Consider the following 25663-nt stretch of genomic DNA (forward strand, 5'->3'; position numbering starts at 1 on the left):
GGCGCCAGCGTAGTCCCGCGTCCCGGACGTCCTGCGGACGTGCGGCCCGACGCCCCGCGTGCCGTCCGCCGGCACCCGGTTCCGCCCACGACGAACACGGGTCGAGGGTCGGGGCGCGACCTGGGAGACTGAGGACCCGGCAGCCGAACGAGGAGAGCCCCGAAGCAGATGAGTCCCCAGCCCACCGAGTGGCAGGCCCCGTCGTGGGAGGACATCGTCCGCGAGCACTCCGGGCGGGTCTACCGCCTGGCCTACCGGCTCACCGGCAACCGGCACGACGCCGAGGACCTCACGCAGGAGACGTTCGTCCGCGTGTTCCGGTCCCTGCACACGTACAGCCCCGGCACGTTCGAGGGCTGGCTGCACCGCATCACCACGAACCTCTTCCTCGATCTCGCGCGTCGTCGGCAGCGGGTGCGCATCGAGCCCATCGGGGACGACGCCGAGCGGTGGACGTCGTCCGACCTGCTCGCGACCCCCGAGCGCGCGTTCGAGTCCACCCACCTCGACCACGACGTGCAGCGCGCGCTCGACGAGCTGCCGCCCGAGTACCGTGCCGCCGTCGTGCTGTGCGACATCGAGGGGCTCTCGTACGAGGAGATCGCCGTCACGCTCGGGATCAAGCTCGGCACCGTGCGTTCCCGCATCCACCGGGCGCGTGCCCGGCTGCGCGTGGCCCTCGAGCACCGGCGCCCGTTCGACGGCGCCGACCTCGACGTGGCCGCGGCCGACCCGGCGGACGTGCCCGGATGATGCACCTCGGGTCGCGGATCAGCGCGCTCGTCGACGGGGAGCTCGACCCCGCCGCCACCGAGCGTGCGCTCGCGCACGTCGCCTGCTGCCCTGCCTGCGCGCGTGAGCTCGCGGCCGCCCGCGCCGCGCGCCGCGCGCTCGCCGCGGCGGAGCCGGTCGAGCCCACCGACGACCTCACCGCGCGCCTGCTCTCGCTCTCCTCGCAGGTGCCACCGGTGCCGCCGGCCCCGCGCGACCCCTTCGCCGTCGGGGCCGGGGCGTCGCTGCCGTTCGCCGCGACCCACGCGCTGCGCGGGGACGTGGTCGCGCGCCGCACGCCCGCACGGCTCGTCGTCGGCTCGGTCGCCGGCCTGGGCGCGGTGGCCGCCGCGCTCTTCGTGCTCGGCGAGCGGCCGGTCGTGACGCCGTCGAGCCACCCGGCCGCCGCGCTCGGGCTGCTCGCGCACGCGTCGGTGCCCCCCTCGCACGACGAGGTGCCCGTCGACGACGCGACGGTCGCGTGGCTGCGCGGACACGGCTGGACCTTCCCCCGCGAGCTGCCGGCCGGCTGGCACGTCGGCTCGCTGAGCTGGTCGCCGGCGGACGGCGCGCGCGTGCTCGAGGTGGACGTCACCGGCCCGTCGGGCACGTACGTCGTCACCGAGCAGCAGGGCCGGCTCGACACGGACGCCATCGAGGGGGCGCCCGTGCGCGAGGTCGGGGGGCGGCAGGTGTACGTCCTGTCCGTCGAGCCGTGGCAGGTGGCATGGCAGTCCGGCTCGACCGTGGTGCAGGTCGTCGCCTCGCAGGACGAGGGTGAGATCGACGAGCTCGTCGCGGCGTTCCCGTCCGCGGGGTACGACGACACCGTCACCGGCCGGATCGGTCGGGGCTGGCAGACCGTCTCCGCCGTGTGGGAGCGCCCGTGAGCGACGAGGGCCAGGTGCCCGCGGGCGGCGTCGCGCAACCGGAGCGGGCCACCGAGCACCCGGAGCCGCCGGTCCCGGCGCCGCAGGTACCCGCGCCGCCGCCGGTCGCGCCCTTCGCCGCGCCCTCGTCCTACCGGCGCGCGTCGGGTGGCACGACCGCGGCACCGTCGCCCGCCACGCCGCCCGGGTCGTCCCTGCCGCCGCCGCTCGCGCCGTCGGGTGCGCCCGGCGGTCCCTGGGCGCCCGCCCCGTCCAGCGCGCTCCCGCCCCAACTCGGCGCCGGGGCCGCCCGGTCGCACGGGGTCTCAGGAGGTGCGGCGCAGGGCCTGCCGGCGTTCGCGCCCGCCCCTGCCGCGGCTCCGCGGCGGCGGCGCCGCACGCCGTCGGTCGCATGGGTCGTGCCACTGGTCCTGCTGTCGCTCGCGGCGGGCTACCTGGGTGGTCTGCTCGGCGCGCGCCACCAGACCGGCGACGCCCGCCTCGTCGACGCGGGCCTGCCCGTCGTGCCGGCGCCCGCGGCGCAGCCGGACCGCGCCCCGGAGTCGATCGCGGGCATCGCCGCCGGCGTCCTGCCGAGCGTGGTGTCGCTCGCGGTGACGACGGCCGACGGCGGCGCCACCGGGTCGGGCTTCGTGCTCCGGCAGGACGGGTACGTGCTGACCAACAACCACGTCGTCCAGGGTGCCGAGGGCGGCACCCTCGTCGTGCAGCTCTCCGACGGCAGCGAGCTGCCCGGCACCGTCGTGGGTGCGACCGCCGACTACGACCTCGCGGTCGTGAAGGTCGACGCCACCGGGCTGACGCCGCTCGCGCTCGGCGACTCGGACGCCGTCGTCGTCGGTGACCCGGTGGTCGCGATCGGCGCGCCCCTGGGCCTGGTCGGCACGGTGACGACGGGTATCGTCAGCGCGCTCAACCGCCCCGTCGTCGCCGGTGCCTCCGAGACGGAGCAGGCCTTCATCAACGCCATCCAGACCGACGCGGCGATCAACCCGGGGAACTCCGGCGGCCCGCTCGTCAACGCGCGCGGCGAGGTCGTGGGCATCAACTCGGCGATCGCGCAGCTGCCCGGGCGCGTGACGGACATGGGGAGCATCGGCCTCGGCTTCGCGATCCCGTCGAACCAGGCGCGGCGCACCGCCGAGCAGCTCATCGAGACCGGCCGGGCCACCTACCCCGTCATCGGCGTGACCCTCGACCCGGCGTACTCCGGCGAGGGTGTGCAGGTCTTCGCGCAGGACCCGCGCGACGGTGTCGCCGTCCGCGAGGACGGCCCGGCCGACCGTGCGGGCATCCGCCGGGGCGACGTGATCCTCGCGATCGACGGCCGCCCGGTGACGGAGTCGGAGGAGCTCATCGTCGCGATCCGCGCCCGTCAGGTCGGCGACACGGTGGTGCTGCGCGTGCGGACCGGGGAGGAGGAGCGTGAGGTGCGCGTGCGCCTGGAGGCGTCGGAGTGAGGCCCCGGTCGTGACCCGCGTCGCGGTAGCCTGAGCGGGTGTTCGGGATCAACGGCGGCGAGCTCCTCGTGCTGCTGCTGGTCGCGGCCGTCGTCGTCGGACCCGAGCGGCTGCCCACGTACGCGGAGCAGCTCGCAGGGTGGGTGCGCCGCCTGCGCGACCTCGCCCGGGACGCCCGGGAGCGGGTCGGCGCCGAGCTCGGCGAGGACAGCGTGGACTGGGAGGCGCTCGACCCGCGCCGCTACGACCCACGCCGTATCGTGCGGGACGCGCTGCTCGACGAACCACCGCCACGGACGCCGTCGCGGCCCGCGGTCCCACGGCCCGGTCGCGCCCGGTCGGCCGCCGCAGCGGGGACGTCGGCCGCCGCTGCCGTGGTCACGACCCCGGCACCGTTCGACGACGAGGCGACCTGATCCGGGACGTCCGTCCAGCAGCACCCGACCCGCACGACCCCGGCCCCCCGGCCGACCACCTCAGGAGGCCCGCGCACATGACCCAGGTGCTGTCCACGACGCAGCCCGCCACCTCGCCGACGGCGGGCGGGCGCATCTTCTCGGGCATGCAGCCGACGTCGGACTCGCTCCAGCTCGGCAACTACCTGGGTGCGCTGACCCAGTGGGTCGCGCTGCAGGACACCCACGACGCCATCTACTGCGTGGTCGACCTGCACGCCCTCACCGTCGGCCCCGACCCGAAGGTGCTGCGCGAGCGCACGCGCCGCACGGCGGCGCAGTACCTGGCCGCCGGGGTGGACCCCGCGCGCTCGATCCTGTTCGTCCAGTCGCACGTGCCCGAGCACGCCGAGCTCGCCTGGATCCTGTCCTGCCTCACCGGCTTCGGCGAGGCGGGCCGCATGACGCAGTTCAAGGACAAGTCCGCCAAGCAGGGCTCGGACGGCACGACCGTCGGGCTCTTCACCTACCCGGTGCTCATGGCAGCCGACATCCTGCTGTACGACACGGCGCTGGTGCCCGTGGGGGAGGACCAGCGCCAGCACCTCGAGCTCTCCCGTGACCTCGCCCAGCGGCTCAACTCGCGGTTCGGCCCGGGCACGGTCGTCGTGCCCGAGCCGTACATCGTGTCCGCGACGGCCAAGATCTACGACCTGCAGGACCCGACGTCGAAGATGAGCAAGTCGGCCGAGAGCCCCAACGGGCTCATCGAGCTGCTCGACGACCCGAAGGTCGTCGCCAAGCGCATCCGCTCGGCGGTGACGGACGCGGAGCGCGAGATCCGCTACGACCCCGCCGCCAAGCCCGGCGTCTCGAACCTCCTGACGATCTTCGCCGCGCTGTCGGGTCGGTCGATCCCGTCGCTCGAGTCCGACTACGCCGGCAAGGGCTACGGCGACCTGAAGAAGGACCTCGCGGACGTCGTCGTCGACTTCCTCACCCCGTTCCAGGAGCGGGTGCGCCACTACATGTCCGACCCGTCGGCGCTCGACGACGTCCTCGCGGCGGGCGCCCAGCGCGCGCGCGAGCTCGCCACGCCCACGCTCGAGCGCGTCTACGACCGCTCCGGCCTGCTCCCGCGGCGTCGGGCGTGAGGCTGCCCCTGGCGGGCGACGGCCAGAGCATCGTCGGTGTCGCGATCACCGTCCCCGAGCCGTTCTGCGGCGAGCTGCACGACGCGCGCCTGCGCCTGGGCGACCCCGAGGCGCGCAACGTCGTGCCGCACGTGACGCTCGTCGGACCCACGCCGGTCGACGACGACCTGCTCGACGAGCTCGACACGCACCTCGCGCGGACCGTCGCGGGCCACCGTCCGTTCCACGTGCGGCTGCACGGGACCCGCACGTTCCGGCCGGTCTCACCGGTCGTGTTCGTCGCGCTGGCGGAGGGCGGTGAGCAGTGCGCCGCGCTGGAGTCGTCGCTGCGGGCGGGGCCCCTGCAGGTCCCGGCGCACTTCCCGTACCACCCGCACGTCACCATCGCGCACGACGTGGACGACGCCTCGCTCGACCTCGCCGAGAAGGACATGGCGCAGTACGAGGCGGAGTTCGACGTCACGCACGTCCACCGGTTCGTCCACGACGGCACGGCGTGGCGTCCGGCCCGGAGCTTCGTGCTCGGTGCCGTGGGTGCGCTCGCGGATGCCGGGCCGCAGGAGCGGCCGTAGGTTCGACGGCATGGAGCCGTCTCCCGACCGCCACGAGCCGAGCACCGCGGGGCCCGCTGCCGGCGAGGGCGCGGCGTACGTGCGCGCGTCCGGGCAGGCGCCCGACCCGGTCGAGCAGCACCGCTGGACGCCGGGCGGCGCGGGGCTCGTCGAGCGGTTCCGGGCGCTGCTGGCCTGGTGGCAGGCCACCCGCGTGGCACGCGCCAACGCGCGCTTCGGGCAGGCGGGCGGCGGACTGCTCACCGGCGGCATCGCCTACACGTCCCTGTTCTCCGTCTTCGCCGGCCTGACCATCGGCTACACCGCGTTCATGGCGGTCCTCGGCAACAACGCCGAGCTGCGCGAGACGGTCCTGCTGACGATCTCGGAGGCGTTGCCGGGGATCATCGACACCGGTGACGGCACGGGGCTGCTCGAGCCCGACGAGCTCGTCATGACGGCGGGGCTGAGCGTCGCGGGCGTGGTCGCGTTCGGCGTGCTGCTCTTCAGTGCGATCTCCGCGACGTCGGCGCTGCGCACGGCCGTGCGTGCGATGTTCGGGGCGCACGACGCGGTGACCATCGTCGCGGGGAAGCTGCGCGAGCTCGGCGGGTTCGTCGGCATCGCGCTCGCGGTGCTGCTGTCGGCGGTGCTCGGGATCGTCGTCACGACGGCCGCCGACTGGCTGCTGGGGGCGCTGGGAATCTCGGACGGGTCGGGGGTCGTGCTGCGCGTGGTCGGGATCGTGGTGGCCTTCGTCGTCGACGCGCTCGTGTTCGTCATGGTCGTGCGCGTCCTCGCCGGCCAGGCGCCACCGCGACGGGACCTGCTGCACGGCGCCGGCATCGCCGCCGCCGGGCTCGGGGTGGTACGTGTCCTGGGCACGTCCGTCGTCGCGGGGTCCGTGCAGGCCAACCCGGTGCTCGCGTCGTTCGCTCTCGTCGTCGTGCTCCTGCTGTGGATCAACCTCATCGCGCGCATCGTCCTGCTCGCCGCCGCCTGGACGGCGAACCCACCCGCTTCCCCGGACGCCGTCCCGGACGACGACGGACCACGTGGGGGGTGACGGGATCGCTCTCTCGCGGGGTCGGCGTGTCGCACGACGAGACCCCCCGGGGCCCGCGAGACGTCGATCCAGCCCGTCGCCGGCGGTGTCAGAGATCCGCGAGAGCCGCCAGGAGGTCCGGGAGGCGGGTGCGGTAGGCGGCGAGCTGGGCGCGGGTGCGGGCCGGCTCACCGACGCGCAGCAGGTTGAGCATGCCCGGGTCGCCGGCCGCCTGGCCGGCGGCGATGCGGTCGGTGGCGGACGCCATGCGCGTGACGACGTGCTGTGCGACGTCGACGGCCGTGGGCGTCGGCAGCCCCAGCGTCGCGGCCTGGCGCGCGTAGGCGCCGACGAGCAGCGTCAGTCGCCGCGCGCCCTCGTGCACGCCCGGGTCCTCGTAGCACGGCACGCCGCTCCAGGCGAGCATCGCGAGGTCGTCGAGCGGGACACCGGGCCCGGCGACGTCCCAGTCGACCACCCCGACGACCTCGTCGGCGCCCGCCTGCGCGACGAGCATGTTGTACATCGTCGCGTCGTGGTGGCAGACGATCTCGCCGGGGGCGAGATCGCGCTCGACGAACCGCCAGCGCACGGGACCCGGCCGGTGGTCCGCGACGGCGGCGTGGTAGCGCGCGACCCACGCAGCGCCCGAGGCCAGGCGCGCGTCGGTGACCTCGGCGAGGTCGACGACCACGCCGGGCAGGAACGAGAGCACCTCACGCCCCTGCGCGTCGACGCCCCACGGCTCCGGCACCCCGTCCAGCCCGCGTGCGCGGACGTGCCGCAGCAGCGCGTGCACAGCCGGCGTCCACGGGCCGGCCGGACGGCGGACCGTGCCGCCGACCCGGACCGCGCCGCCGACGTTGCCGCCCGGGAGCACCTCCTCCGGGGCGCCGTCCTGCGGCTCGTCGTAGCGGGGCAGGGCGGCGAGCGCGTCGTACGGGAGCACACGACATGATGACAAGCGGACGGGCGTCCTCCCAGGTGATTCCGCCAGGACGCCCGTCGAGAGCGTGCAGGTCTCAGAAGGCCCGGGTGATCATGGCCCTCTTGACCTCCTGGATCGCCTTCGTCACCTCGATGCCACGCGGGCACGCCTCGGTGCAGTTGAAGGTCGTGCGGCAGCGCCACACGCCCTCCTTGTCGTTGAGGATCTCCAGGCGCTGCGAGCCGCCCTCGTCGCGGCTGTCGAAGATGAACCGGTGCGCGTTGACGATGGCGGCGGGGCCGAAGTACTGCCCGTCGGTCCAGAACACGGGGCACGACGACGTGCACGCGGCGCACAGGATGCACTTCGTGGTGTCGTCGAAGCGCTCGCGCTGCTGCGGGGACTGCAGGCGCTCCTTGGTCGGCTCCGTGCCCGTCGTGATGAGGAAGGGCATGATCTCGCGGTAGGAGGCGAAGAACGGCTCCATGTCGACCACGAGGTCCTTCACCACGGGCAGGCCCTTGATGGGCTCCACGGTGATGGGCTTCGACGGGTCGAGGTCCTTGAGCAGCGTCTTGCACGCGAGCCGGTTGCGGCCGTTGATGCGCATCGCGTCGGACCCGCAGATGCCGTGCGCGCACGACCGCCGGAAGGTCAGCGAGCCGTCCTGCTCCCACTTGATCTTGTGCAGCGCGTCGAGGACGCGGTCCGTGCCGTGCACGTCGACCGTGAACTCGTCCCAGCGCGGTTCGGCGACGAACGCCTCGCCGAACGCGGGCAGGTCCTCGTCGGCCGGCAGGAACCGGCGGATCTTGAGCGTGACCTGGAAGGACGGCACGGCGCCGACCTCGGGGGCGGGGTTCTCCACGGTGGCGGTCATCAGTACTTGCGCTCCATCGGCTGGTAGCGGGTGACGGTCACGGGCTTGGCACCCAGGACCACCTGGTAGCCGTCGAAGGTCTCGGCCCGGGAGAACGCGCCGTCGCCTCCGGTGACGCCGGCGGCGCCCTCGGCGACGGGGCGGCGGTACGCCATCGTGTGCTGCATGAACCTCGCGTCGTCACGGTCGGGGAAGTCCTCGCGGAAGTGGCCGCCGCGGGACTCCTCGCGGTTGAGAGCCCCGACGACGACGGTCTCGGCGATGTCGAGCAGGAAGCCCAGCTCGACGGCCTCGAGGAGGTCGGTGTTGAACGTGCGGCTCTTGTCCTGCACCGAGACCCGCTCGAACCGCGCGCGCAGCTCCTTGAGGTCGGCCAGCGCCTGCGTCAGCGAGTCGGCGGTGCGGAAGACCTGGGCGTTGGCGTCCATGGTCTCCTGCAGCGCCCGGCGGATGTCCGCGACGCGCTCGCCGTCGGGGCGCGTCCGGATCTGCTCGAGACCGGCCTCGACGCGCTCGGCCGGGCTGTCGGGCAGCTCGACGAACGACGCGCCCGCCGCGTACGCGGCGGCGGCCCTGCCGGCGCGCTTGCCGAACACGTTGATGTCGAGCAGCGAGTTGGTGCCCAGGCGGTTGGACCCGTGGACCGACACGCACGCGACCTCGCCGGCCGCGTACAGCCCCTTGATGACGTCGGTCGCGTTGCGCAGGACCTCGCCCTCGATGTTGGTGGGGATGCCGCCCATGGCGTAGTGCGCGGTGGGGTAGACGGGCACGGGCTCGGTGTACGGCTCGATGCCCAGGTACGTGCGCGCGAACTCGGTGATGTCCGGGAGCTTGGCGTCGATGTGGGCGGGCTCGAGGTGCGTGAGGTCGAGCAGCACGTAGTCCTTGTTCGGACCGGCGCCGCGGCCCTCGCGGACCTCGTTGGCCATGGACCGGGCGACGATGTCGCGCGGTGCGAGGTCCTTGATGGTGGGGGCGTAGCGCTCCATGAAGCGCTCGCCCTCGGAGTTGCGCAGGATGCCGCCCTCGCCGCGGGCGGCCTCCGAGAGCAGGATGCCGAGTCCCGCGAGGCCCGTCGGGTGGAACTGGAAGAACTCCATGTCCTCCAGCGGGATGCCGCGGCGGTACGCCAGCGCCATGCCGTCACCGGTCAGCGTGTGGGCGTTCGACGTGGTCTTGAAGATCTTGCCCGCGCCGCCCGTGGCGAACACGACGGCCTTGGCCTGGAAGACGTGGATCTCGCCCGTGGCCAGCTCGTACGCCACGACGCCCGAGGCGTTGACCTCGGCGCCCTCCGCGACGTCGCCGGCGGCGAGGTCGTGGTCCACCAGCAGGTCGAGCACGTAGAACTCGTTGAAGAACTCGACGTCGTTCTTGACGCACTGCTGGTACAGCGTCTGCAGGATCATGTGGCCCGTGCGGTCCGCCGCGTAGCACGAGCGGCGCACGGCGGCCTCGCCGTGGTTGCGGGTGTGCCCGCCGAAGCGGCGCTGGTCGATCCGGCCCTCGGGCGTGCGGTTGAACGGCAGGCCCATCTTCTCCAGGTCGAGCACCGCGTCGATGGCCTCCTTGGCCATGACCTCGGCGGCGTCCTGGTCGACCAGGTAGTCACCGCCCTTGACGGTGTCGAACGTGTGCCACTCCCAGTTGTCCTCCTCGACGTTCGCGAGGGCGGCGCACATGCCGCCCTGCGCCGCACCGGTGTGGGAGCGCGTGGGGTAGAGCTTGGAGATGACGGCCGTGCGCACGCGCGTCGAGGACTCGAGCGCGGCACGCATCCCTGCGCCGCCCGCGCCGACGATGACGACGTCGTACTGGTGGGTCTGCATCGGCTGGAGTGCCTTCCTTGCTGGGGCGTCGCGGGTGGGTCAGGCCGTGCAGAAGGACGGCAGCAGGTCGGCCGGGCTGTTCGGCGGGCACGGGTCGAACGTGAAGATCACGAGCGTGCCGAGCACGATGACGAGCGTGGTGGCGACGTACAGCGCGAGCTTGAGCACCAGACGCGTGGTGTCCTTCTCGGCGTAGTCGTTGATGATCGTCCGCACGCCGTTGGTGCCGTGCAGCATCGCGAGCCACAGCATCAGCAGGTCCCAGACCTGCCAGAACGGCGACGCCCACTTGCCCGCGACGAAGCCGAAGTCGATCGCGCTGATGCCCTCGCCGACCATGAGGTTGACGAACAGGTGGCCGAAGATCAGCACGACCAGGACGACGCCCGACCCGCGCATGAACATCCAGCCGTACAGCTCGAAGTTGCCGCGCGTGGTGCGGCGCGACGGGCCCGGGCGCGAGGCGCGCGGGGCCTTGGGATCGGCGATGGCGCTCATCAGTGGCCCCCGAAGACGTTCATGAGGTGACGCGGCAGGAACCCGGCCATCGTCACGACGACGAGCACGAGCACGACCCAGAGCATCTGCCGCTGGTACTTGGGCCCCTTCGCCCAGAAGTCGACGAGGATCAGGCGGATCCCGTTGAACGCGTGGAACACGATGGCGAGCACGAGGCCGGCCTCGCCCAGGCCCATGACCGGGTTCTTGTACGTGCCGATCACGTCGTTGTACGCCTCGGGCGAGACCCGGACGAGCGCGGTGTCGAGCACGTGCACGAGCAGGAAGAAGAAGATCGCGAAGCCGGTGATGCGGTGCGCGACCCACGACCACATGCCTTCGCGCCCGCGGTAGAGCGTTCCGGCCGGCCGCGATGGCGCGGTGGGCGCTGAGGACACGGTGGGGCCTCCCAAAGGGCGAGTTCGCGTGCGGACGGCGATGTCCTGGACGTCCCGCCACTCTAGTGACACGTCACCGGAGGGCGGGGCGCCGCGGCGCCCTCAGCATCGCCCGGGGCGGTCATTGTGATCAACCGCACAGTGCAGGGGGCGGTGACAGGACCTCCGGCCCAGGTGTCCTGGCCAGGTGCGGTGTCCGCCGCCGGGACGTGCCTCGTGTGTCGTGGCCTGCCACTACGGTGGGCGCATGCCGGACTCGACCATCGCCGACTTCCACGCCGTCGTCCCCGCGGGAGGCGCCGGTACCCGGCTGTGGCCGCTGTCGCGGTCCGGGTACCCGAAGTTCCTCCTCGACCTGACCGGCTCGGGCCGGACGCTGCTGCAGGGCACCGTCGACCGGCTCCTGCCGCTGACGGGTCCCGGCAACGTCCTGGTCGTCACCGGGGCGCGGCACGCCGACGCGGTCGTGCGCCAGCTGCCCGAGCTCGGGGTCGACCGCGTGCTCGCGGAGCCGAGCCCGCGCGACTCGATGGCCGCCATCGGGCTGGCCGCCGCGGTCCTGGCGGAGCGGCACGGTCCCGACGTCGTCCTCGGCTCGTTCGCCGCGGACCACGTCATCACGGGCCTGCCCGAGTTCGAGGCGACGATCCGCGAGGCGGTCGCGGCGGCCCGGACCGGCGCTGTGGTCACCGTCGGCATCCGTGCGACCGAGCCGTCCACCGCGTTCGGCTACGTCCGCGGCGGTGCGCCGCTCGACGCCCCGGGAGCGCCGCACGCCCTGCGCGTCGTGGGGTTCACGGAGAAGCCCGACGCCGCCACCGCTGCGCAGTACCTCGCGACGGGCGAGTACAGCTGGAACGCGGGCATGTTCGTGGTCCGGGCCGGTGTGCTGCTCGACCACCTCGCGGCGCAGCTCCCGGCGCTGCACGACGGCCTGCGCCGCATCGCGGCCGCCTGGGACACCGACGAGCGCGACGCACGGCTCGCGGACACCTGGCCCGGGCTGACGAAGATCGCCATCGACCACGCGATCGCCGAGCCCGTCGCGGCGGCCGGCGGCGTCGCCGTCGTGCCCGGCACGTTCGGGTGGGACGACATCGGCGACTTCGCGTCGCTGGGCACGCTGCTCGCGGCCGGCGGTGACGGAGTCGCGACGCTCGGCGACGCGGACCTCGTGCTGCGCGTCGACGCCGACGGGGCGGTGGTGGCCACGGGCGGGCGCACGGTGAGCGTCGTGGGGGTGCCGGACGCGGTCGTCGTCGACACCCCCGACGCGGTGCTCGTCACGACGCGCGCCCACGCCCAGCAGGTCAAGCAGGCGGTCGACGCCTGGCGCGACCGCGGGCGCGACGACCTGCTCTGAGCGGGGGTGAGCGGCGCGACCGCGGTCGCGCCGTGGACGCCCGCGGGCGGCGGCGGGCGGCGGCGATACCCTCGGAGGATGCCTGCGCCTGCGTCCGACCAGCTGTCCGTGCCCGTCAGCGCGCACGACGTGCCGCCGCTGCGCACGCTCGCGCCGGAGCCGGCCAACCCGGTGGCGCGGCAGCTCGCCGCCACGCTGGGCGAGCTGCGCGCCGAGCTCGTCGAGATCCGCCGCGACCTGCACGCGCACCCCGAGCTCGCCCGTACCGAGGAGCGCACGACGCGCGTCGTCGCGGACCGGCTGCGGGCGGCCGGGCTCACGCCGCACCTGCTGACGGGCTCGGGCCTGTGGTGCGACATCGGCCCCTCGGTGGCGGCGTCCGGCGTCCGGCGCGTGGCGCTGCGCGCGGACCTCGACGGGCTGCCCGTGCCCGACACGTGCGGCCTGCCGTGGGCGTCGACGCACAAGGGCGTGGTGCACGCCTGCGGGCACGACGTCCACACGACGGCCGTGCTGGGCGCCGGCCTGGCGCTCGCGCGGCTCGCGGACGCCGGTGGCCTGGAGACGGGCGTGCGGCTCCTGTTCCAGCCGGCGGAGGAGGTGCAGCCCGGCGGGTCCATCGACGTCATCAACGAGGGCGGCCTGGACGGGGTCGGCGAGATCTTCTCCGTGCACTGCGACCCCAAGCTCGACGTCGGCCTCGTGGGCACGCGCATCGGGCCGATCACGTCCGCGTCGGACGAGGTGACGGTCACCGTCACCGGACGCGGCGGTCACACGTCGCGCCCGCACCTGACGGGCGACGTCGTCTTCGCCCTCGGCCAGGTCGTCACGCAGGTGCCCGCGGTCCTGGGCCGGCGGCTCGACCCGCGCTCCGGCGTCAACCTCACGTGGGGCGCGGTCCACGCGGGCACGGTCCACAACGCCATCCCCGGCACCGGCACGGTCATGGGCACGCTGCGGTGCCTCGACGTGCGGGCGTGGGAGCGCGCGTCGGCGGTGTTCGAGCAGGCGGTGCACGACGTCGTCCACCCCCTGGGCGTCGAGGTCGAGGTGAAGCACCAGCGGGGCGTGCCGCCCGTGGAGAACCGTGCCGAGAGCACGGGGCTGCTGGAGGAGGCGGCGCACGACGTGCTCGGGCCGGACGCGGTGCGGCTGACCGAGCAGTCGCTCGGCGGCGAGGACTTCGCGTGGTACCTGCAGAAGGTGCCCGGGGCGATGGCCCGGCTCGGCACGCGCACGCCCGGGGGGCACACGTACGACATCCACCAGGGCGACCTGCGGGTCGACGAGCGCGCGATCGAGGCGGGCGCGCTGCTCCTCGCGCGCACCGCGTACCTGGCGGGCCGGCGCGCGCGCGTCTGAAACGTCCGTCTCGGGACACGGACACCGCGACCGAGGGACGGGACCAGGTTGCGTTTTCATCACGGAACCTGCGGGGATACTCGCCGGTAACAGCCTGGTGACCTCGTGGTGCCTAGGGTCGAGGTGATCAGGCCGACCGGTCCGGCAGGCCTGCGGCAGCGCGACGTGGCGCCGCCGGCAGGAGCCGGACGCCCGAGCGGCGGGACGAGCAGAAGCAGGAGACCTGTCGTGAAGAAGATCATTCGAGTGGCCGCACTGGGTGGGGCGGTGGCGCTCGCGCTCGCCGCGTGCGGCAGCGCGCCCGAGGAGTCGGGCGAGCCGGCGGGCGGCAGCACGGAGGCGGCCGGGTCCGACTTCAAGGGCTGCATCGTGTCGGACGCCGGTGGCTTCGACGACAAGAGCTTCAACCAGCTGAGCTACGAGGGCACCAAGGAGGCGACCGAGGAGCTCGGCGCCCAGTTCGCCGAGGTGCAGTCCGACTCCGAGGCCGACTTCGCGACGAACCTCGAGAGCCTCGTCGCCGAGAGCTGCGACGCGATCGTCTCGGTCGGCTTCGCGCTGTCCGCCGCGACGGTCGAGGCGGCCACCGCCAACCCCGACATCGACTTCATCCTGGTCGACGACGCCGCGGACAACGACTTCGACGGCAACAAGGACGCCGAGAACATCAAGCCGCTGCTCTACGACACGGCGCAGGCCGCGTTCCTCGCCGGCTACCTCTCCGCGGGCTACTCCGCGGGCGTCGGCGGCAACAAGGTCGGCACCTTCGGCGGGCAGCCCTACCCGACCGTCACGATCTTCATGGACGGCTTCAAGCAGGGCGTCGAGCACTACAACACGGTCAAGGGTGCGAACGTCCAGGTGGTCGGCTACCAGGGTGGCGACCAGGGCTCCTTCACCGGTGGCTTCGAGGCCAACGACACCGCCAAGCAGGTCGCGGCGGGCATCATCGACCAGGGCGTGGACGTGATCCTTCCCGTCGGCGGCCCGATCTACCAGTCGGCCATGGACGCGATCGCGGACTCGGGCCGTGAGGTCGCCCTCGTGGGCGTCGACGCGGACATCTACGAGACCGACCCGTCGACCCAGGACCTCGTCCTCACGTCGATCCTCAAGAACATGAAGCTGTCGACCTTCGAGGCCGTCACCGCGTCGGGCAACGACTCGTTCGACCCCGAGGCGTACGTCGGCACGCTCGAGAACGAGGGCGTCGGCATCGCCGACCTGCACAACTTCGAGTCGAAGGTCGACGCGGCGCTCGTCACGGAGGTCGACGAGCTCAAGCAGCAGATCATCGACGGCGACGTCACGGTCACCTCGTACCTCGCCGAGTGACCCCCCACCCGCACGCCTGACGTGCGACGACGCCCCGGACGGCCCCGTGCGGTCCGTCCGGGGCGTCCGCGTGCGACGATCGGACCGTCGCACGCCGCAACCTCTCGTCGACACCGAGGACTGACCGATGAAGCTCGAGCTCCGCGGCATCACGAAGCGCTTCGGCGCACTGGTCGCCAACGACCACATCGACCTGACGGTCGAGCCGGGGGAGATCCACTGCCTGCTGGGCGAGAACGGTGCCGGCAAGTCGACGCTGATGAACGTCCTGTACGGCCTCTACCAGGCGGACGAGGGCGAGATCCTCCTCGACGGCCAGGTCCAGCGCTTCGCCGGGCCGGGGGACGCGATGGCCGCGGGCATCGGCATGGTGCACCAGCACTTCATGCTCGTCCCGGTGTTCACCGTCGCGGAGAACGTCATGCTCGGGCACGAGCAGACGCGAGCGGGCGGCCGTCTGGACCTCGACGCGGCCCGCCGCCAGGTCCGCGAGATCGCCGACCGCTTCGGCTTCCACGTCGACCCCGACGCGGTCGTCGAGGACCTCGCCGTGGGGGTCCAGCAGCGCGTGGAGATCATCAAGGCGCTGTCGCGCGACGCGCGGGTGCTCGTGTTCGACGAGCCGACCGCCGTCCTGACGCCGCAGGAGACCGACGAGCTCATGACGATCATGCGCCAGCTCAAGGCCGGTGGCGCCGCGATCGTCTTCATCACCCACAAGCTGCGCGAGGTGCGCGAGGTCGCCGACCGGATCACGGTCGTGCGGCGCGGCAGGATCGTCGGTGAGGCGGCGCCCGACGCGACCGACGCCGAGCTGGCCTCGCTCATGGTCGGGCGCCCCGTCGAGCTGGTGGTGCACAAGGACCCGCCCCAGCCGGGCAGCGGCGGCCTGCGGGTCGACCACCTGCAGGTCACCGACGCGCGCGGCACCGTGCTCGTGGACGACGTGACCTTCGAGGTGCCCGGCGGCGAGATCCTCGTGGTCGCCGGTGTGCAGGGCAACGGCCAGACCGAGCTCGCCGAGGCCCTCGCCGGGCTGCAGGACCACGTGACCGGCAGCATCGAGCTCGACGGCACCGAGCTCGTGGGCCGGTCCGTGCGCCAGGTGCTCGACGCGGGCGTCGGGTACGTGCCGGAGGACCGCACGGAGGACGGGCTCGTCCGCGGCTTCACCGTCGCGGAGAACCTCGTCCTCGACCGCGTCGACGGCCCGCCGTTCGTCCGCGGCGGTGCGCTGCAGCTGCGCGAGCGCGACCGGTTCGCGCGCGAGAAGGTCGCCGAGTACGACGTGCGCACGCAGGGCATCGACGAGCCCGTCGGCCGGCTGTCGGGCGGCAACCAGCAGAAGGTGGTCGTCGCCCGTGAGCTCTCGCGCGACCTGCGCCTGCTCGTCGCCGCCCAGCCGACGCGCGGCGTCGACGTCGGGTCGATCGAGTTCATCCACAAGCGCGTCGTCGAGACGCGCGACGCCGGTGTCCCGGTCGTCGTGGTCGCCACCGAGCTCGACGAGGCCGTGGCGCTCGCCGACCGCATCCTCGTGATGTACCGCGGACGCGTCGTCGGCATCGTGCCGTCCGACACCCCCCGCGACGTCCTCGGCCTCATGATGGCCGGCGTCGCTCCGACCGAGGGAGAGGTCGCGTGAGCGAGACCAGGCAGCCCGCGCCGGACGGCGGCGGCACCGCCCCCGAGCCGGACGCGGCGGCGGACGTCGTCACCCAGGACACCGTCGCACCGGACGCCGAGGGCGCCGCGGCCGACGCGGGTGCTGGCGACCCGCAGCAGGCTTACCGGTGGCGCGAGGCGCTCGTCCGCGTCACCTCGGGCGGGTGGGCCGTGTCGCTGGGCGCGGTCGTGCTCGCCGTGCTGGCCGGGTCCGTGATGATGATCGCCTTCACCGACGAGGGCGTGCAGCAGGCGTCGGGCTACTTCTTCGCGCGTCCCGGTGACACCTTCGCCGCGATCGGGCAGGCGGTCGGCGGCGCGTACGCGGCGCTGTTCCGCGGCGCGGTCTACAACTACACCGCCGACTCGTTCGCGCAGGCCATCCGGCCCCTGACACAGTCCCTGACGTACGCGACGCCGCTCATCGCCGCCGGGCTCGGCCTCGCGATCGGCTTCCGGTCCGGGCTGTTCAACATCGGCGGCCAGGGCCAGATGCTCATGGCCGCGGTCGGTGCCGGGTGGGTCGGCTTCGCGCTCGACCTGCCCGCGGGCCTGCACCTCGTCGTCGCGCTGGTCGTCGGCGTCACGGCCGGCGCGCTGTGGGGCGGGCTCGCCGGCCTGCTCAAGGCCGCCACCGGTGCGCACGAGGTGATCGTCACGATCATGCTCAACTACGTCGCGTTCTACCTGCTGTCGTACCTCCTGGCCACGCCGGGGCTGCTGCAGGCCCCCGGCTCGGCGAACCCGAAGTCGCCCCCGATGGCGTCGACCGCGGTGCTGCCGCGGCTGCTCGGCCCGGAGTTCCGCCTCCACCTGGGCTTCCTGCTCGCGCTCGTCGCGGTGGCCGTCGCCTGGTGGCTGCTCGAGCGCTCGAAGCTCGGCTTCCAGCTGCGCGCGGTCGGCGAGAACCAGCGGGCCGCACGGGTCGCCGGCATCGACGTGCCGCGCTCGACCGTGCTGGCGATGCTCGTCAGCGGTGCGCTCGTCGGGCTGGCCGGCAGCACCCAGGTGCTCGGCCTCATCACCACCGGGTTCAGCTACGACATCGACGCCGGCATCGGGTTCGACGCCATCACCGTCGCGCTGCTCGGCTCGTCGAGCCCGGTGGGCGTCCTGTTCGCCGGCCTGCTGTTCGGCGGGTTCAAGGCCGGCGGCTCGGTCATGCAGGCCTCCGAGGGCATCCCGATCGAGATCGTCCTGGTCGTGCAGTCCCTCATCGTCCTGTTCATCGCGGCGCCGCCGCTGGTGCGGGCGGTGTTCCGGCTCCCGCAGCCGGCTCGCCGCCCCGCGCGCCCGGCCCGCACGACCGGCGCGCCGCGCCGCCAGGAGGTGCAGCGATGAGCGCCACCCTCGAGCAGGCGCCCGTGCCGGAGGAGATCGTCGAGCACCGGCAGGTCACGGTCGTGTCCCGCAAGACGCCGATCGTCCTGACGGTCGTCACCGCGCTGCTCGCGCTGCTGCTGGTGGCGTCGCCGCGCGAGGGTGACGCGACGTTCCGCCTCGCGAGCTCTGGCGACCTCGTCGCGCTGCCGAACCTCGTCGTCCCCGGCACGGCCACGGGATGGGTCACCACGGTCGTCATGGCGCTGCTCGCCGCGGTCGCCTGGGCGTTCGTCGCGCGGACCCGCAAGGTCGCCGGGTGGGTCCCGGCGCTGTTCGCGGTGGTGTTCCTCGTCGGGTTCCTCGCGTGGGCCGCGGCCGGCAGCGCGAGCGACGTCCCCGCGACGCGCGTCGTCGGCGGCGCCGTGCTGCTGGCGGTGCCGATCGTCTTCGGCGCGCTGGGCGGCGTGATCGGCGAGCGTGCGGGCGTCGTCAACATCGCGATCGAGGGTCAGCTGCTGGCGGGTGCCTTCTGCGCGGCCGTCGCCGCCTCGGTCACCGGCAGCCCTTGGGCCGGCCTGCTGGCCGCCGTCGTCGCCGGCGTGCTGGTGGCGGCCGTCCTGGGCGTCTTCACGATCACCTACAAGGTCAACCAGGTGATCGTCGGTGTCGTCCTCAACGTCCTCGTCATCGGCGTCACGAGCTTCCTGTACACGCAGGTCCTGGTGCCCAACCCCGACCTCAACTCGACGACCCGGTTCAGCACCGTGGCCATCCCGCTGCTGTCCGACGTACCGGTGCTCGGCCCCGCGCTGTTCCGGCAGTCGGTCATCGTCTACCTCATGTACCTCGCCGTGCCCGGCGTCTGGTACGCGCTGTACCGCACGCGCTGGGGTCTGCGGCTGCGGGCCGTCGGCGAGCACCCGAAGGCCGCGGACACCGTGGGCGTCAGGGTCGAGCGGACGCGCTACGCCGCCGTCCTCATCGCGGGGGCCATCGCCGGTGTCGGTGGGGCGTTCTACACCGTCGTCTCCGTCTCCAGCTTCGGCAAGGAGATGACCGCGGGTGCGGGGTTCATCGCCCTCGCGGCCGTCATCTTCGGCAAGTGGGACCCGGTGAAGGCGGCGCTGGCCGCCCTGCTGTTCGGCTTCGCGTCGAACCTGGAGGGCGCCCTCAGCATCGTCGGCGCACCCGTCCCCAGCCAGTTCATGCTCATGCTGCCGTACGTCGTGACGCTCCTGGCCGTGGCCGGGCTCGTCGGGCGCTCGCGCGGCCCGGCGGCCTCCGGCACGCCGTACGTCAAGGAGTGACCCCGTGAGCCGGTCCAGCACGCCGACCGTCGACTGGGAGGCGCTGCGCGCCGCCGCACGCGACGTGATGACGCGCGCCTACGCGCCGTACTCACGGTTCCCCGTCGGCGTCGCTGCGCTCGTCGACGACGGTCGCGTCGTCGTCGGGTGCAACGTCGAGAACGCGTCGTACGGCGTGGGCCTGTGCGCGGAGTGCAGCCTGGTGTCGATGCTGCACGTCACGGGAGGCGGCCGGCTGGTCGCGTTCACGTGCGTCGACGGGCACGGTGACGTGCTCATGCCCTGCGGGCGCTGCCGCCAGCTGCTCTTCGAGCACGGCGGCCCGACGCTCCTGGTGGAGACGGTGAGCGGGATCCGCCCGATGAGTGAGGTGCTGCCCGATGCGTTCGGGCCGGTGGACCTCGTCGAGCGTGGCGCCGGTACGGGGGAGGCAGGGGCATGAGCGAGCCGTTCGACGCCGTCGACGTCATCGTCGCCAAGCGCGACGGGCGTCGGCTGAGCGACGCGCAGATCGACTGGGTGATCGACGCGTACACGCGCGGTGCGGTGGCCGACGAGCAGATGAGCGCGCTGGCGATGGCGATCCTGCTCAACGGCATGGACCGTGCGGAGATCGCGCGCTGGACGGCCGCGATGATCGCCAGCGGCGAGCGCATGGACTTCGCGGGCCTGTCGCGCCCGACGGCGGACAAGCACTCGACCGGTGGTGTCGGCGACAAGATCACGCTGCCGCTCGCGCCGCTCGTCGCGGTCTTCGACGTCGCGGTGCCGCAGCTGTCGGGCCGCGGCCTGGGCCACACGGGCGGCACGCTCGACAAGCTCGAGTCGATCCCCGGGTGGCGCGCCGCCCTGAGCAACGACGAGATGCTGCGCCAGCTCAACGACGTGGGCGCGGTCATCTGCCAGGCCGGTTCCGGGCTGGCGCCCGCGGACCGCAAGCTCTACGCGCTGCGGGACGTCACCGGCACGGTCGAGGCGATCCCGCTGATCGCCAGCTCGATCATGAGCAAGAAGATCGCCGAGGGCACGGGGTCGCTGGTGCTCGACGTCAAGGTCGGCTCGGGCGCGTTCATGAAGGACGCCGAGCGCGCGGGCGAGCTGGCGCGCACCATGGTCGAGCTCGGCACGGACGCGGGCGTGCGGACGGTCGCGCTGCTGACCGACATGTCCGTGCCGCTGGGCCTGACAGCGGGCAACGCGCTCGAGGTGCGCGAGTCCGTCGAGGTGCTCGCGGGCGGCGGGCCGGCGGACGTCGTCGAGCTCACGGTCGCCCTCGCGCGCGAGATGCTCGACGCTGCCGGGCGTCCCGACGCGGACCCCGCGGCTGCGCTCGCCGACGGTCGCGCGATGGACGTGTGGCGCCGCATGGTCGCGGCGCAGGGCGGCGACCCGGACGCGCCGCTGCCGTGGGCGCGCGAGACCGAGCAGGTCCTCTCGCCGGCCGACGGCGTGCTGACGACGCTCGACGCGTACGCCGTGGGCGTCGCCGCGTGGCGCCTGGGCGCGGGCCGCGCGCGCAAGGAGGACCCCGTGCAGGCGGGCGCGGGTGTCGAGATCCACGCGCGCCCCGGGGACGCCGTGCGCGCGGGCCAGCCGCTGCTCACGCTCCACACCGACACCCCCGAGCGGTTCACGCGCGCGCGCGAGGCGCTGGTGGACGGCGTCGTCGTCGACCCGGCCGGGACCCCGGGTGCACGGGGAGCGCTCGTCCTCGACCGCGTCGCCGCGGGCTGACGCAGCACGGGTCGCGGGCGCCGCGCCCGCGGGCCACGATGAGGACGACCCTGCCCACCGACCGACCACCTGGAGGAGCCATGAGCACCGTCCCCGGATCCGACGCCTGGCGCGACGCCGGCCTCGTCCCGGTCGAGGAGGCACCGTTGCGCCTGACGGACGTCGACGAGTCCGACGTGCCCGACCCGCGCGATGCGGAGGAGTACGCGCCGCCGTTCCCGCGGGCCGACCGTGACGGGTCGGCCGAGGAGGCCGACGTGGTGGAGCAGTCGGCGGAGGTCCCGCTGGACGAGGAACCCGACGCGTGACCGCTGACGACGTCCCGGACCTGGGCACCGTCCTGCGCGAGCTGCCCAAGGTCCTCCTGCACGACCACCTCGACGGCGGGCTGCGGCCGGCGACGGTCCTCGAGCTCGCGGCCGAGGTCGGTCACGAGCTCCCCGCGACCGACGCGCAGGCGCTGGGCGCGTGGTTCCGGGACGCCGCGGACTCGGGCTCCCTGCCCCGCTACCTCGAGACGTTCGTCCACACCCTGGCGGTCATGCAGACCGTCGAGGGTCTGCGGCGCGTCGCGCGCGAGGCGGTGCTCGACCTGGCCGCCGACGGCGTCGTGTACGCCGAGCAGCGCTACGCCCCGGAGCAGCACCTGCAGGCGGGTCTCACGCTGCAGCAGGTGGTCGACGCGGTGCGTGCGGGTCTCGCCGAGGGCATGCAGCTCGCCGCGGCCGACGGTCACGAGATCCGGGTGACGCAGGTCCTGTGCGCGATGCGCCAGGCGGACCGGGCGGCGGAGATCGCGGCGCTCGCGCTGGCGAACCGCGACGTGGACGTCGTGGGCTTCGACATCGCCGGCCCGGAGGAGGGGTTCGGGCCGTCGCGGCACGCCACGGCGTTCCGGCTGCTGCGCGACGCGTGCTTCCCGGCCACGGTGCACGCGGGGGAGGCCGCCGGGCTCGACTCGGTCGCCCAGGCCCTGCACGTCGCGGGCGCCGTGCGCCTGGGCCACGGCGTGCGGCTCGCGGACGACGTGCACGAGGACCCCGACGGCGGGTGGCGGCTGGGTGTGCTCGCGCACTGGGTGCGCGACCGGCGCGTGCCGCTGGAGCTGTGCCCGTCGTCCAACGTGCAGACCGGCGCGGCGCCCTCGGTCGCGGACCACCCGGTCACCCTGCTGCGCCGTGCCGGCTTCGAGGTCACCGTGAGCACCGACAACCGCCTGCAGTCCGGGACGTCGCTGTCCCGCGAGCTCGGGCTGCTCGTGCGCGAGGCCGGCTGGAGTCTCGACGACGTCGTCGACGTGCAGGTCACGGCGGCCCGGCACGCGTTCCTGCACGAGGACGAGCGCCGCGCGCTCGTCGACCGCATCGTCCGTCCGGCGGCCGCGCCGGGCACCGACCGCCCCGGGAGGCACCGCGCATGACCACCGACGACACCACCTCGCAGCCCGTGCTCGACGCGGTCGGGCTCGCCCGGCTGGTCGACCACACGCTGCTCAAGCCGGAGGCGACGCGCGCCGACGTCGAGGCGCTCGTCGCGGAGGGGGTGCGGCTCGGTGCGTACTCGGTGTGCGTGTCGCCGTCGTTCCTGCCGCTGGAGGTCCCGGTGGGGCTCGACGGCGAGCCGGACCTGCTGGTCGCCACGGTCTGCGGGTTCCCGTCCGGCAAGCACCACAGCGAGGTCAAGGCGGCGGAGGCCGCGCGCGCGGTGCGCGACGGGGCCCACGAGGTCGACATGGTGATCGACGTCGGTGCGGCCAAGGAGGGGCGGTTCGCCGACGTGGCGGCCGACATCGCAGCGGTCCGCGACGCGGTGCCCGCACCGACCGTGCTCAAGGTCATCATCGAGTCCGCCGCGCTGAGCGACGACGAGATCGTCGAGGTGTGCCGTGCGGCCGAGGCGTCGGGGGCGGACTTCGTCAAGACGTCGACCGGGTTCCACCCGGCAGGTGGGGCGAGCGTGCATGCGGTGCGTCTGATGGCGCGGACCGTGGGCGGCCGGCTCGGGGTCAAGGCGTCCGGCGGCGTCCGCACGGCCGCCGACGCGGTCGCGATGGTCGAGGCCGGGGCGACCCGGCTGGGCCTGTCGGGGACGGCCGCGGTGCTCGCGGGCCTCACGGCGGACGGCGACTACTGAGCGTGGTTCGTCCCGTTCCGGCGTCGGTGAGCCGCCCGTCGGCCATGAGAGAGGCGTGAGAGTTCGTCGTCCAGCCGGGTGAATCCCGCTGATCCCGGACGAAACGGGCGTTGACTTGTGGCCGCAGGTCGGACGATGGTGGACGGTCGTCCGGTTCGATGGGCTCGTGGCCGACGACCACCGACGTCACGAGCAGGTGCACCCGGTCCGGACGACCACGCCGTGCGCACCCGCGGGGAGGAGACGCACGCGTCATGGGCCGGTTCAGGCGCGGCACGCTCGTCGTGGCGCTCGTCGTCGCGTTCGTGCTGGGAGCGGTCCTCGCGACGGCGCTCGGCACCGGCGTCGCCGGCCCCAAGGACCTGGTCGTGCCCGACGGGTGGCGCACCGCGTGGCGGAGCGCGCACGTGGTCGAGGGCGACGACGTCGCGCTGGCGTGGGGGGACCGTGCCGGTGAGGACCCGACCGCGGCACCCGAGGGCCTGAGGTTCGACCCCGACGTCGTGCTCGCCCAGCTCGAGGCGCTGCACGCGCTCGACGTCGACGCGCTCGGGCTCGGTGCCCCCGGTGGCCCGCTCGCGACGCGCAAGCTCCTCGTGGTCGTCGACGGCACGTGGAGCGCGGGCCCGGGCGCGACGGCGGACATGGCCCCCGTCGTCGGCGGCGGCCTCTCGGTGGGGGCCGACGCCGTCCCCCTGACGCAGGGCGCCGTGGTCGACGGCGTGGCGCTGCTGCGGGTGCGGCCCGAGGTGCTGGCGGGCTCGGTGGGTGACGACGCGCCGGCGTCGGACGCCGGTGGCGTGGTGGCCGCGACGAGGGACGCCACCCCGCACGCCACCCCGGACGCCACCGCCGGCGCGCGGGCGCGTGCCCCGCAGGGCACGCCCTGGGAGCTGGCACGCGGCGTCGCCGAGACCCTGCAGCACCTCACCGAGGCCGCCCACCCGGGCCACGGCCTGACGCCCGAGGCGGCCGACGTGCTGCGTCCGGCCGCGTCGGCCTACCTCGCGACGTACGCGGTGCGCGGCGAGCACGCCGACGTCTCCGACCACGTCCTGGCACCACAGCTAGCGTGGGGCAGCCCCCGCCACGGGGCCGCCGGGTGGCTGCTCCTGCAGCACCTGGCCGACCGCGAGTCGCCGACGCTGGTGCAGCGGCTCTGGACCGAGTCCCTCGAGACCGAGCACGTGCTCGCGGCGTACGCGCGGCTCACGCAGTCGGACGCCTCCGGTCTCAACCGGCGCGTCGCCCAGTACGCGATGCGCGCCGCCGTGGCGGACGTGTCCGGCGCGGGCGGCCCCGGGGACCTCCTGGAGCGGCTGGACCCCGTCCTCGTCGCCCACCGCACGACGCCCACCGAGGCCGTGCCCGACGACCCGGGGCACCACCGTGTCACCGGGGCCTTCGCCCCGGCGGCCTACGGCTACACGGTGGTGCGGCTCACGCCCGACGGATCGGGCGCGGACGTGCGCGTGCGGGTGCGCGGGCACGCCGAGGAGCTCGCCGGCAAGGACCCCGGCTGGAGCTTCGGGCTCGTCGCCGTCGGCGCGAGCGGGCCGCGGTACGGCCCGGTGACCGAAGCCGTCGACGGCGAGCTGCGCCTTGCGCTGCACCCGGGCGAGGACGAGCTGTACCTCGTGGTCGCCGCGACGCCGACGCGGGTCGTGGCGCCCACCGCCGAGGGCTTCGCCCGCACGACGCGCTACCCGTACGAGTTCCGGGTCGCCGGGGCCGCCGTCGCCGAGCCCGACGTCGCGGACGTCGCAGGCGGGCACGCCCACCCGAACGGCGGCGGCTGGGTCGCGGACGACGCGGACGTCGACCCGGCGGCGTACGTCGCCGCCGGGGCCGTGGTGCGCGGCGACGCGACGGTCGGCCCCGGCGTCCGGCTCGAGGGACGCGCGTGGGTCGAGGCCGGTGCGGAGCTCACGGGCGACGTGGTGGTCCGGGACGCCGCCGTCGTGCGGGGCACGGCGCGCCTGACCGGTCACGTCCTCGTCGGCGGTGACGCGGTCGTCGGTTTCGCGTGCGACGCGGGCGCCTACACGTCCTACCGGCCCACCGCGACGTGCGACCCGGGCGCGGTCGACACCGACGTCAACACGGTCGTCATGCCGTTCGCGCCGAGCGACACCCGGCTGAGCACCGCCGCCGCCACCATCGCACCGTCCCCCGAGCCGGCACCCGGGCAGACTCCCACGCCCGCCCCGGCGTCCGCCGACGCACCGTCCCCGTCGGGGCCCGCCACGACGCCCGACACCGTCCCGCCGCCCGCCGCCGCCACGTCGCCCGGGGTGGCCGCGCCGCCTGCCGCCGTGCCTGCGGGCGCCTGCACCGCCTCGTACCAGGTGGTGACCTCGTGGCCCGGCGGGTTGCAGGTCCAGCTCGTCGTCACCGCGACCACGTCGGGCGTCAACGGCTGGGTGCTGACGTGGACGCAGCCGCTCGGCCTGGAGATGGCCGACTCGTGGGGCGCGGAGATCACGCGCAGCGGGCGCACCGTCACGGCCGAGAACCTGTCGTGGAACGGGTCGATCGCGAACGGCGGCAGCGTGACGCTCGGGTTCAACGCCGCCGCGGAGGGCGAGAGCGCCCTGGAGGTCCCGCAGGTGCGCTGCGAGCACACCGGCTGACGT

The 25663-nt window shown here is 74.1% G+C and carries 24 protein-coding genes; 19 read left to right on the forward strand and 5 right to left on the reverse strand.

The annotated features are described in order from the left end of the window. Positions 1 to 168: 168 nt before the first annotated feature. The 7 genes from sigE (at position 169) to CFLA_RS05095 (ending at position 6287) form a co-directional block, all read left to right on the forward strand. On the forward strand, positions 169 to 753 hold the full coding sequence (gene sigE / locus CFLA_RS05065; RefSeq protein ID WP_013116246.1) for an RNA polymerase sigma factor SigE: 585 nt from the start codon (positions 169 to 171) through the stop codon (positions 751 to 753). After that, on the forward strand, positions 750 to 1661 hold the full coding sequence (locus CFLA_RS05070; RefSeq protein WP_013116247.1) for a zf-HC2 domain-containing protein: 912 nt from the start codon (positions 750 to 752) through the stop codon (positions 1659 to 1661). The genes sigE and CFLA_RS05070 overlap by 4 nt, the downstream gene beginning before the upstream one ends. Continuing rightward, positions 1658 to 3121 (forward strand): S1C family serine protease, encoded by a 1464-nt coding sequence (locus CFLA_RS05075; RefSeq protein ID WP_013116248.1) that lies wholly within the window; start codon positions 1658 to 1660, stop codon positions 3119 to 3121. Before CFLA_RS05070 ends, CFLA_RS05075 begins: the two co-directional genes overlap by 4 nt. Before the next feature lie 38 nt (positions 3122 to 3159). Further along, a complete protein-coding gene (locus tag CFLA_RS05080; RefSeq protein ID WP_013116249.1) occupies positions 3160 to 3537 on the forward strand; it encodes a twin-arginine translocase TatA/TatE family subunit in 378 nt (125 codons plus the stop codon). Positions 3538 to 3614: 77 nt separating this feature from the next. Beyond that, on the forward strand, positions 3615 to 4670 hold the full coding sequence (trpS, locus tag CFLA_RS05085; protein ID WP_013116250.1) for a tryptophan--tRNA ligase: 1056 nt from the start codon (positions 3615 to 3617) through the stop codon (positions 4668 to 4670). After that, entirely contained in the window at positions 4667 to 5242 is a 576-nt protein-coding gene (locus CFLA_RS05090) for a 2'-5' RNA ligase family protein (RefSeq protein WP_013116251.1), read from the forward strand. Before trpS ends, CFLA_RS05090 begins: the two co-directional genes overlap by 4 nt. A 10-nt stretch (positions 5243 to 5252) precedes the next feature. Beyond that, on the forward strand, positions 5253 to 6287 hold the full coding sequence (locus CFLA_RS05095; protein WP_013116252.1) for a YihY/virulence factor BrkB family protein: 1035 nt from the start codon (positions 5253 to 5255) through the stop codon (positions 6285 to 6287). 88 nt (positions 6288 to 6375) lie between these two features. Here the strand turns inward: CFLA_RS05095 and CFLA_RS05100 are convergent, their stop codons facing one another. From CFLA_RS05100 to sdhC, 5 genes are all read right to left on the reverse strand, one after another. Continuing rightward, entirely contained in the window at positions 6376 to 7215 is an 840-nt protein-coding gene (locus CFLA_RS05100; protein ID WP_013116253.1) for a phosphotransferase, read from the reverse strand. A 73-nt stretch (positions 7216 to 7288) separates the two neighbouring features. Beyond that, on the reverse strand, positions 7289 to 8074 hold the full coding sequence (locus CFLA_RS05105) for a succinate dehydrogenase iron-sulfur subunit (RefSeq protein ID WP_013116254.1): 786 nt from the start codon (positions 8072 to 8074) through the stop codon (positions 7289 to 7291). Further along, positions 8074 to 9906, reverse strand: coding sequence for a succinate dehydrogenase flavoprotein subunit (gene sdhA / locus CFLA_RS05110; protein ID WP_013116255.1), 1833 nt, complete (start codon positions 9904 to 9906; stop codon positions 8074 to 8076). Before sdhA ends, CFLA_RS05105 begins: the two co-directional genes overlap by 1 nt. 39 nt (positions 9907 to 9945) lie before the next feature. Further along, positions 9946 to 10404 carry a succinate dehydrogenase hydrophobic membrane anchor subunit gene (locus CFLA_RS05115; RefSeq protein WP_013116256.1) on the reverse strand — a complete coding sequence of 153 codons (459 nt, stop codon included), beginning with the start codon at positions 10402 to 10404 and terminating at the stop codon, positions 9946 to 9948. Next, positions 10404 to 10802, reverse strand: coding sequence for a succinate dehydrogenase, cytochrome b556 subunit (sdhC, locus tag CFLA_RS05120; RefSeq protein WP_013116257.1), 399 nt, complete (start codon positions 10800 to 10802; stop codon positions 10404 to 10406). Before sdhC ends, CFLA_RS05115 begins: the two co-directional genes overlap by 1 nt. Before the next feature lie 247 nt (positions 10803 to 11049). On the opposite strand from sdhC, the gene CFLA_RS05125 reads away from it, so the two are divergent. The 12 genes from CFLA_RS05125 to CFLA_RS20375 all read left to right on the forward strand — a co-directional run bounded on the left by CFLA_RS05125 (position 11050) and on the right by CFLA_RS20375 (position 25660). After that, positions 11050 to 12165, forward strand: a complete 1116-nt coding sequence (locus CFLA_RS05125; RefSeq protein WP_013116258.1) for a mannose-1-phosphate guanylyltransferase — start codon at positions 11050 to 11052, stop codon at positions 12163 to 12165. Between the two features lie 78 nt (positions 12166 to 12243). Next, complete coding sequence (locus tag CFLA_RS05130) at positions 12244 to 13530, forward strand: amidohydrolase (protein ID WP_013116259.1); 1287 nt, start codon at positions 12244 to 12246, stop codon at positions 13528 to 13530. Between the two features lie 228 nt (positions 13531 to 13758). Further along, complete coding sequence (locus CFLA_RS05135; protein WP_013116260.1) at positions 13759 to 14865, forward strand: BMP family lipoprotein; 1107 nt, start codon at positions 13759 to 13761, stop codon at positions 14863 to 14865. Between the two features lie 127 nt (positions 14866 to 14992). Continuing rightward, positions 14993 to 16510 carry an ABC transporter ATP-binding protein gene (locus CFLA_RS05140; protein ID WP_013116261.1) on the forward strand — a complete coding sequence of 506 codons (1518 nt, stop codon included), beginning with the start codon at positions 14993 to 14995 and terminating at the stop codon, positions 16508 to 16510. Then, positions 16507 to 17871, forward strand: coding sequence for an ABC transporter permease (locus tag CFLA_RS05145; protein WP_013116262.1), 1365 nt, complete (start codon positions 16507 to 16509; stop codon positions 17869 to 17871). Before CFLA_RS05140 ends, CFLA_RS05145 begins: the two co-directional genes overlap by 4 nt. Then, entirely contained in the window at positions 17868 to 19160 is a 1293-nt protein-coding gene (locus tag CFLA_RS05150; protein WP_013116263.1) for an ABC transporter permease, read from the forward strand. The genes CFLA_RS05145 and CFLA_RS05150 overlap by 4 nt, the downstream gene beginning before the upstream one ends. 4 nt (positions 19161 to 19164) lie before the next feature. Further along, a complete protein-coding gene (locus CFLA_RS05155; RefSeq protein ID WP_013116264.1) occupies positions 19165 to 19602 on the forward strand; it encodes a cytidine deaminase in 438 nt (145 codons plus the stop codon). Continuing rightward, positions 19599 to 20894: a thymidine phosphorylase gene (locus tag CFLA_RS05160; protein ID WP_013116265.1), complete on the forward strand. Its 1296-nt coding sequence runs from the start codon at positions 19599 to 19601 to the stop codon at positions 20892 to 20894. Before CFLA_RS05155 ends, CFLA_RS05160 begins: the two co-directional genes overlap by 4 nt. An 80-nt stretch (positions 20895 to 20974) precedes the next feature. Continuing rightward, on the forward strand, positions 20975 to 21202 hold the full coding sequence (locus CFLA_RS05165; protein ID WP_013116266.1) for a hypothetical protein: 228 nt from the start codon (positions 20975 to 20977) through the stop codon (positions 21200 to 21202). Beyond that, positions 21199 to 22314: an adenosine deaminase gene (locus CFLA_RS05170; protein ID WP_013116267.1), complete on the forward strand. Its 1116-nt coding sequence runs from the start codon at positions 21199 to 21201 to the stop codon at positions 22312 to 22314. The genes CFLA_RS05165 and CFLA_RS05170 overlap by 4 nt, the downstream gene beginning before the upstream one ends. Further along, on the forward strand, positions 22311 to 23027 hold the full coding sequence (gene deoC, locus CFLA_RS05175) for a deoxyribose-phosphate aldolase (RefSeq protein ID WP_013116268.1): 717 nt from the start codon (positions 22311 to 22313) through the stop codon (positions 23025 to 23027). Before CFLA_RS05170 ends, deoC begins: the two co-directional genes overlap by 4 nt. Positions 23028 to 23281: 254 nt before the next feature. Further along, positions 23282 to 25660 (forward strand): DUF6055 domain-containing protein, encoded by a 2379-nt coding sequence (locus CFLA_RS20375; protein WP_013116269.1) that lies wholly within the window; start codon positions 23282 to 23284, stop codon positions 25658 to 25660. Positions 25661 to 25663 lie beyond the last annotated feature (3 nt).

It is taken from the genome of Cellulomonas flavigena DSM 20109, assembly GCF_000092865.1.
Classification (GTDB): domain Bacteria; phylum Actinomycetota; class Actinomycetes; order Actinomycetales; family Cellulomonadaceae; genus Cellulomonas; species Cellulomonas flavigena.